Raw genomic sequence first — 7,373 nt, forward strand, 5'->3', positions numbered from 1 at the left:
ATGCCTGTTCGATCGGAGGTCTCCCATGAGCAACCACCTGAAATTCTTCATCGACGGCGCATGGGTGGAGCCTGCAATCCCCGTGGCGCTGGACGTGATCGACCCTTCGACGGAAGAGGCCTTCACGCGGATCGCTCTCGGCTCGAAGGAGGATGTGGATAAGGCGGTGGCCGCGGCGAAAGCCGCATTTCCTGTCTTTTCCGTCTGGCCGAAGGAGGAGCGGCTGAAGCTCCTGCGACGCATCCTCGCTGAATACGAGAAGCGCTACGAAGACATTGCCAAAGCGGTTTCGCAGGAAATGGGGGCGCCGCTCACCTTCGCCCGCAATTCGCAAGCCGCCGCCGGCAAGGGGCACCTCATCGCCACGATCGAAGCCTTCGAGGCTTACGAGTTCACCGAGAAGCGCGGCACGACGACCATCGTCAAGGAGCCGATCGGCGTCTGCGCCCTCATCACACCGTGGAACTGGCCGCTCAACCAGATCGTCTGCAAGGTGGCGCCGGCGATCGCCGCCGGCTGCACCATGGTTTTGAAGCCTTCCGAGATCGCGCCGATCAGCGGCATCATCTTCGCTGAGGTGATGGAGGCGGCCGGCACGCCGAAGGGCGTGTTCAATCTGGTGAACGGCACCGGTCCCGATGTCGGGCAGGTCATGGCCGGCCATCCGGATGTCGACATGGTGTCCTTCACCGGCTCGACGCGCGCCGGCATTATCGTCGCCAAGACGGCGGCCGATACCGTCAAGCGGGTGGCGCAGGAACTCGGTGGAAAGTCTCCCAACATCATCCTTCCCGATGCCGATCTCGAACAGGCGGTTTCCGAAGGGGTCACGTCCTGCTTCGGCAATTCCGGCCAGTCCTGCGATGCGCCGACGCGCATGCTGGTGCCGGCCGATCGGCATGACGAGGCGCTTGCGATCGCCAAGGCAGCCGCGGAAAAGGTGAAGACGGGAGATCCGCGCGCGAAGGATACCGATCTCGGTCCGGTCGTCAGCAAGGCCCAGTTCGACAAGATCCAGCGGCTGATCGAGGCCGGTATCGAGGAGGGCGCGACACTCGTGACCGGCGGACCGGGCAGGCCGGAAAATCTCAATCGCGGCTACTATGTGCGGCCGACGGTGTTCGCAAACGTGACCAACGACATGACCATCGCCCGCGAGGAAATCTTCGGGCCGGTGCTGTCGATCCTGCCTTACAGGGACGAGGAACAGGCGATCGAGATCGCCAACGATACACCGTACGGCCTCGCGGCTTACGTCCAGTCGGGTGATCTCGCCCATGCCCGCAAGGTCGCCGCACGGCTAAGAGCCGGCTCAGTCTACATCAACTATCCCGATTGGGACACGAAGGCGCCGTTCGGCGGCTACAAGCAATCCGGCAATGGCCGGGAATATGCCGACTGGGCCATCCACGACTTCCTGGAGATCAAGGGCATCGTCGGCTACGGCGAATGAAACTTTCAATCCTCCATCCGTTCGCAAACCTGCGGGTGTTCTGATCGCGTAAGCCGAAGCAACGGGCTTCAGGCACAGAGCCGCAGCGGGTTGCTAAAAGTCGATGGCCGAGATGATCCTTCCCGGCCGGGCACCAGCGATGCGCGGTGGGGCCGGAGGCGTGCGAAATACACGGTCCTTCTCCTCGGGAGCCACTTCGGGAAAGGCCGCATCGATTTCCGCGCGATGTTCCTCAGAGATGTGGCCCCGAGCACAGGCCCCCTGTTCATTCCACACCTTCTTCGCAAACGCTCCGCTGACGGCGGATGTAATGGCGTTTCCGGCAAGATCGTTGCGGTCCACCTTGTTTTGCACGATCAGCGCCTGGATGGCCTCGCCCAGAATTTTTGCAGAATCCTCGAAAGTTACGTCTTCAAGCCCGTCGAAACGGGGATTGCGCTCCCCGTCGAGAAGACAATGCCGTGCTTCGAACAACCAATCGTGGATCATGTAAGCCGGCGCATAGCCCCAGGGTGAAAGGCCCTTGAATATCTGCGCACCTCTTGGGACGGAGCCGCCATCGGTATACATGATGCCCGGCTTGATAACCGTTGCGGGCTGATTGCCGTTCGGGCGGGTGAAGGTCAGCGGTGCGCCCGGTCGAGGAACGAAGACGAATTTGCCGTCTCCACTCGGGCCGCCTTCGCCCACCCACATGACCACAAGACTGCCGCTGAACCTGCCTGGCGGCTGATCCCGATAATAAATCGAGCCGCAGCCCGCCAGCGCCAACACGGATGCGATGATGCCCTTCAGGCGAGCCCTCATTGCCTTTCCCCCCAAATCCGGTCGGAATTTAGGGGAAGGAGGACGGAATTCAATCGTCGCGTGTTTCCACGTTCCAGCCTCAGTAACCGCAGTTCCTCAACTGCGCCTCGTATTTCGATGCCATGGCGGCGGAGCGCTGGGCCGCCTTCCTGACGCCGGAGCCGAATTGGCCCTTCGAATAGCCGGCGTGGCCGGAATAATAGGCGAGATAGAGCCTGTAGCCGTCGTTGAGCGGAATGCCGTTCCGCATGTGACTGCGGTTATGATACCAGCCGACGAAGTGGATTGCGTCGGTGAAATCGGTACGGCTGGCGCTCCAGCGGCCGGTGGCGCGCTTGTATTCGAGCCAGGTTCCGTCGAGCGCCTGCGCATAACCATAGGCGGAGGAGGGGCGCTTCCACGGAATGAAGCCGAGCAGCTTGGTGCGCGGCGGTCGGGCGTTGGAGCGGAAACCGGATTCCGTATAGATCGTCGCCATCAGGATGGGTACGGGTACGCCGAATTCGCGCTCGGCTGCCCTGGCATCGCGTGCCCAGTTGTTGAAAAGCCCGTCCCGTTGCTCGAAGATCGCACAGGCATTCGTGATCCGGTTGGGAGCGGAAGCACAGGCGGAAAGCAGCAGCAGGAGAGCGATGGAGAACGCAATACGCATCGCCTAGTCTCTCTCGGTTTCGAGAGATTAATGACCCGTAAAATTTAAGGAAAAGTTTAGGAATCGGGATGTCGCGCCGACAGCGCCCCCGGTGGCGTCCCCCAGGCGGCGTCTCATTGTGGGAAAAAGCGCGATTTCATTAAAATTGCAGTTATCGGCTTAAGCGCGCCGAAAACCTGCCATCCTAGGCTGGCTTCATCGAGAAAAAGAGACGGCGGGCTGGCCGTCCGACGAAACAGGGTTCAGGCAATGGTCAAGAAGCTCATCATTTCCGCGATCGTTCTGACGGTTCTCATCGCCGGCAAGGAAGCCGATGCGGCCGGACCGACCGGCCTCGTCCGCGATTTCGCAGCCTCGCCCTCGGTGCAATTCGAGGGCGCCGAAGGCGATCTCGGCACGATGGACGCGCTGGACGGCTATTTCGATCTGTTTGCCGAAGGCGCCGAGATGCCGGCCTGATCGCCTGCGGAGGCCGGTTTTCCAATTTCGGCGATCGCGATGCCGCCAAGCGCCAGTGCGAGCGCGAGGATGTGGAAAAGCTGCAGGTCCTCGCCGAGGATGGCGACGGACAGCAGCGTGCCGAAGACGGGCACAAGGTTGATGAAGAGGCCGGCGCGGTTGGCGCCGATGGTTTCCACGCCCCTGATGTAGAAGATCTGCGCGATGAGTGAGGCGAAGATCGCCGTATAGAGGCCGATGACCCAGCCTTCGGTATCCGGCCATACGAGGGCGTCGCGGGAATATTCCCATGCCACCAGCGGCGCGGTGGCCAGCATCGCGAACAGTGCCGGGAAGGCCATCAGCGTGCGCCAGTCGACGCGCGGCTTCCAGCGCAGCGCGATCGTATAGAGGGCATAGACCACGACGGCGATGATCATGATAGCGTCGCCGAAATTGACCCCGAGATGGATGAGGCTTCCAAGATCGCCATGGGCGGCGGTCAGCGCAACGCCCGCCAGCGTCAGCGAAAAGCCGGCGATCTGCGCGAACGATACCCGCGTCCTGAACAGGAGGAAATTGAGGACGAAGATCAGCATCGGAATGCCGGCCTGCTCGATCGTCACGTTGATCGCCGTCGTGTAGTTGACGGCGGTATAAAGCGCGGCATTGAAAATGGTGTAGCCGATGATGCCGTAGAAGATGAAGATCGGCAGGTTTTTCTTCACGACAGGCCAGTCCCTGACGAGCTGCGGAACCGAGATCGCGAAGATGATGGCGGTTGCGAAGAACCAGCGCCAGAAGGTGAGCATCATCGGGCTCACATGGCCGATCGCGAGCTTACCCGCCACCGCGTTGCCGCCCCAGCAGAGCGCTGCCGTGGCGAGATAGAAATAGGCCATTTTGCGCAAGACATTCTCCTTCGCCGGCGCAAAGGCGCATCAAACCTTCGGCGACAGGCGCAATAACGCGCCGTTCGGTGATTTGTCACGCAAAAACCATGGCATGGCCACAAACAGGTCGCTTTCCTTCCGCCAAGGCATTATAGATGCGGCCGTTTGCAGCGCGTTTGCCGTGTGCGACAGGCAAAACGCTGTGGGAATTCGGATCGGCGCATATCCCTTCCATGGATCATTTCGATCTATGGGGCTATGCGCGTATGGACGTTTGGGCTTTGCCCGGAAAACAGGAAGCGAAAAATGACGAATGTCGTAGTGATCGGTTCGCAGTGGGGCGACGAAGGCAAAGGCAAGATTGTCGACTGGCTTTCGGAACGCGCCGATATCGTCGTGCGCTTCCAGGGCGGGCACAATGCTGGCCATACGCTGGTGATCGACGGCACGAGCTATAAGCTTTCCCTGCTGCCCTCCGGCGTCGTGCGCCCCGGCAAGCTGGCGGTTATCGGCAACGGCGTGGTGGTCGATCCGCATGCGCTGGTCGCCGAGATCGACAAGCTCGGAGCACAAGGGGTGAATATCACCCCGGACAACCTGCGCATCGCCGACAACGCGACGCTGATTCTCTCTCTGCACCGCGAACTGGACGGCATGCGCGAGGATGCGGCCTCCAACAGCGGCACCAAGATCGGCACCACCCGCCGCGGCATCGGCCCGGCCTATGAGGACAAGGTGGGCCGCCGCGCCATCCGCGTCATGGACCTTGCCGATCCGGAAGCGCTTTCGGCCAAGGTCGATCGCATCCTCACCCATCACAACGCGCTGCGTCGCGGCTTCGGCGTTCCGGAAGTTTCGCATGAGACCATCATGCAGGAGCTCATGTCGGTTGCCGAGCGGGTCCTGCCTTACCGCGAGACCGTCTGGGAGCTTCTGGACAAGGAGCGCCGCAAGGGTTCGCGCATCCTGTTCGAAGGCGCCCAGGGTTCGCTCCTCGATATCGATCACGGCACCTATCCCTTCGTCACCTCGTCCAACACGGTCGCCGGCCAGGCGGCCGCCGGTTCCGGCATGGGGCCCGGCGCGCTCGGCTACATCCTGGGGATCACCAAGGCCTATACGACCCGCGTCGGCGAGGGGCCGTTCCCGACTGAACTCAACGACGAGATCGGCCAGTTCCTCGGCGAGAAGGGCCATGAGTTCGGCACGGTAACGGGCCGCAAGCGCCGCTGCGGCTGGTTCGACGCAGCACTGGTACGTCAGTCGGTGGCGACCAATGGAATCACCGGCATCGCGCTGACCAAGCTCGATGTGCTCGATGGCCTCGACGAGCTGAAAATCTGCGTCGGCTACATGCTCGATGGCGAGCGGATCGATCACCTGCCGGCAAGCCAGGGCGCGCAGGCACGCGTCGAGCCGGTCTACATCACGCTCGAAGGCTGGAAGGAATCGACTGTGGGCGCCCGCAAATGGGCGGACCTGCCGGCTCAGGCGATCAAATACGTCCGCCAGGTGGAGGAATTGATCGGTGCGCCCGTCGCGCTACTTTCGACCAGTCCGGAGCGCGAGGACACCATACTTGTGACTGATCCGTTTGAAGACTAATGTCTCAAAATGGTTACCTTTCATCCGGCGTTAAGCCGATGAACGTGAGAAAGTGCTGATGGCTGATTTTGTAGCGGTTATCCGCCGCGCCGTGGACGGTCTGGCGAACAATACGCCCGAAATGCGGACGAAGGTCTACGACAAGGCTCGTAGCGCGGTCCAGCGGCAGCTAGAGAACATGAAGCCGCGTCCCTCGGACGACATGCTGCGCCGGCAGATGGAAAAGCTGGAAGCGGCGATCGTCGAGGTGGAAGGCGAGCACGCCGAGGCCCTGCCGCCGATCGAAGAACAGGCGCTTGCCGAGGAGCCGGTTGCCTATCCGGCGGAGACCGATGCGGCCCTTCCCGAGGAACCGGCTGCCCAGGAGGAGCCGGATACCTACGAGGAGCCGGCCGAGCGCGACGTGCATGAGGCGGGGCAGGAAACCGCTGCGGCCGAAGAGCCTGTTGCGGAGGAAGCCGAGGCGCATGAGCCGGAGCCGCAGGCCGAAAGCGAAGCCTATGCGGAAACCACTCCCGCCTATCCGGAAGAGCCCGCCTATCCGGAAGAGGAAGCGGAACAGGTAACTGCCGCGTCTGACGAGCAGGGGCCTTCGGGCGAGGAGCCTCAACGCTACGGCGACTGGCGCGACGAAATACCGGACGAGGATACGGTTTCGCCGCATGAGCCGGCCTACGAGACGATCCCGCGCCTGGAGGATACATCGGACAGGCTTGCCGAGGAGCCGGCGCCGGCATCCGAATATGCCGCCGATGGTTACCATCCGGCGCATGAGGAAGAGCCGGTAGCAGCCGGCCAGCCGCAGGAGCCCGCCTGGGAGCATGAACCGGCAGCCGCCGCGCAGCGTCCGGAAGAGGATTGGGGCTGGAACGACCCGGCCGAAACGCGGCACGCTGCGGAAGCCGAATCGGCATGGAACGACGTCCCGGACCTTTCGTTGCCGGCTCGCAAGGGGGCAGAGGCCGACGCCCATGCCGCCGCATCGGAGCCGGTCGACGCCCGTTTCGTTCAGGAGAACAATGTCGCGGCCGATTCGGTACGCATGCCTTCCGTCTCCGATCTTCCCGAGTTCGGGGCAAAGCCCTCGCATGCTGTGTCCGATGCCGATAATCGGCAGGCGGACGGCGCCCGCAAGGAGGAAAACGACCCTTGGGCCGACCTGGAGGAGCTGATCGGCTACAACAAGGACGCTCCCTTCACGGGTACGGCGCGCGATCCGCTCGCGGCTGAAAGCGCGAAGGACGATGCGCCCGCCGCCAAGGCCTATCGCGTCACCCCTGAAAAGAAGCGCGGCTACACCGGTGTGGTGCTCGGCCTGCTGGGCCTCGTCGTCGTTCTCGGCGGCGGTTACGGCCTCTGGCTCAACCGCGAGGCTTTGACCGAGATGGTCAGCGCCTTCGTGGAGCCCGGCCCACCCGGAACGGAAACGCCATCCGCCGAGACGGCGCCCGCCACGCCGCAGACGCCGCCGCCCGCGCAGCCGTCGAACGGCAATGGAAACGGCGCCGCGGCGCCGCCACCCGAC

The 7,373-nt window shown here is 62.8% G+C and carries 6 protein-coding genes and 1 pseudogene; 4 read left to right on the forward strand and 3 right to left on the reverse strand.

Annotation, left to right across the window (positions count from 1 at the left end):
* The first annotated feature begins 25 nt into the window (after window positions 1-25).
* Window positions 26-1,453, forward strand: coding sequence for an aldehyde dehydrogenase family protein (locus tag ACE04I_RS08520; RefSeq protein WP_046794547.1), 1,428 nt, complete (start codon window positions 26-28; stop codon window positions 1,451-1,453).
* A 93-nt stretch (window positions 1,454-1,546) separates the two neighbouring features.
* Here ACE04I_RS08520 and ACE04I_RS08525 read toward each other — a convergent pair whose 3' ends face one another.
* Both ACE04I_RS08525 and ACE04I_RS08530 read right to left on the reverse strand, forming a co-directional pair.
* Entirely contained in the window at window positions 1,547-2,260 is a 714-nt protein-coding gene (locus ACE04I_RS08525; protein ID WP_487206980.1) for a hypothetical protein, read from the reverse strand.
* A 79-nt stretch (window positions 2,261-2,339) separates the two neighbouring features.
* Window positions 2,340-2,912, reverse strand: coding sequence for a transglycosylase SLT domain-containing protein (locus tag ACE04I_RS08530; protein ID WP_046794546.1), 573 nt, complete (start codon window positions 2,910-2,912; stop codon window positions 2,340-2,342).
* A 249-nt stretch (window positions 2,913-3,161) separates the two neighbouring features.
* Here ACE04I_RS08530 and ACE04I_RS08535 point away from each other — a divergent pair, with 249 nt between their 5' ends.
* On the forward strand, window positions 3,162-3,371 hold the full coding sequence (locus tag ACE04I_RS08535) for a hypothetical protein (RefSeq protein ID WP_046794545.1): 210 nt from the start codon (window positions 3,162-3,164) through the stop codon (window positions 3,369-3,371).
* Here ACE04I_RS08535 and ACE04I_RS08540 read toward each other — a convergent pair.
* Complete coding sequence (locus ACE04I_RS08540) at window positions 3,329-4,261, reverse strand: DMT family transporter (protein WP_046794544.1); 933 nt, start codon at window positions 4,259-4,261, stop codon at window positions 3,329-3,331. The two genes, ACE04I_RS08535 and ACE04I_RS08540, sit on opposite strands and share 43 nt — an antisense overlap.
* Window positions 4,262-4,549: 288 nt before the next feature.
* Here ACE04I_RS08540 and ACE04I_RS08545 point away from each other — a divergent pair, with 288 nt between their 5' ends.
* Window positions 4,550-5,848: an adenylosuccinate synthase gene (locus ACE04I_RS08545; RefSeq protein ID WP_046794543.1), complete on the forward strand. Its 1,299-nt coding sequence runs from the start codon at window positions 4,550-4,552 to the stop codon at window positions 5,846-5,848.
* A 58-nt stretch (window positions 5,849-5,906) separates the two neighbouring features.
* Window positions 5,907-7,373, forward strand: a pseudogene (locus ACE04I_RS08550) (hypothetical protein); the annotation flags it as partial.

The sequence above is a fragment of the Rhizobium moroccans genome (genome assembly GCF_057559155.1).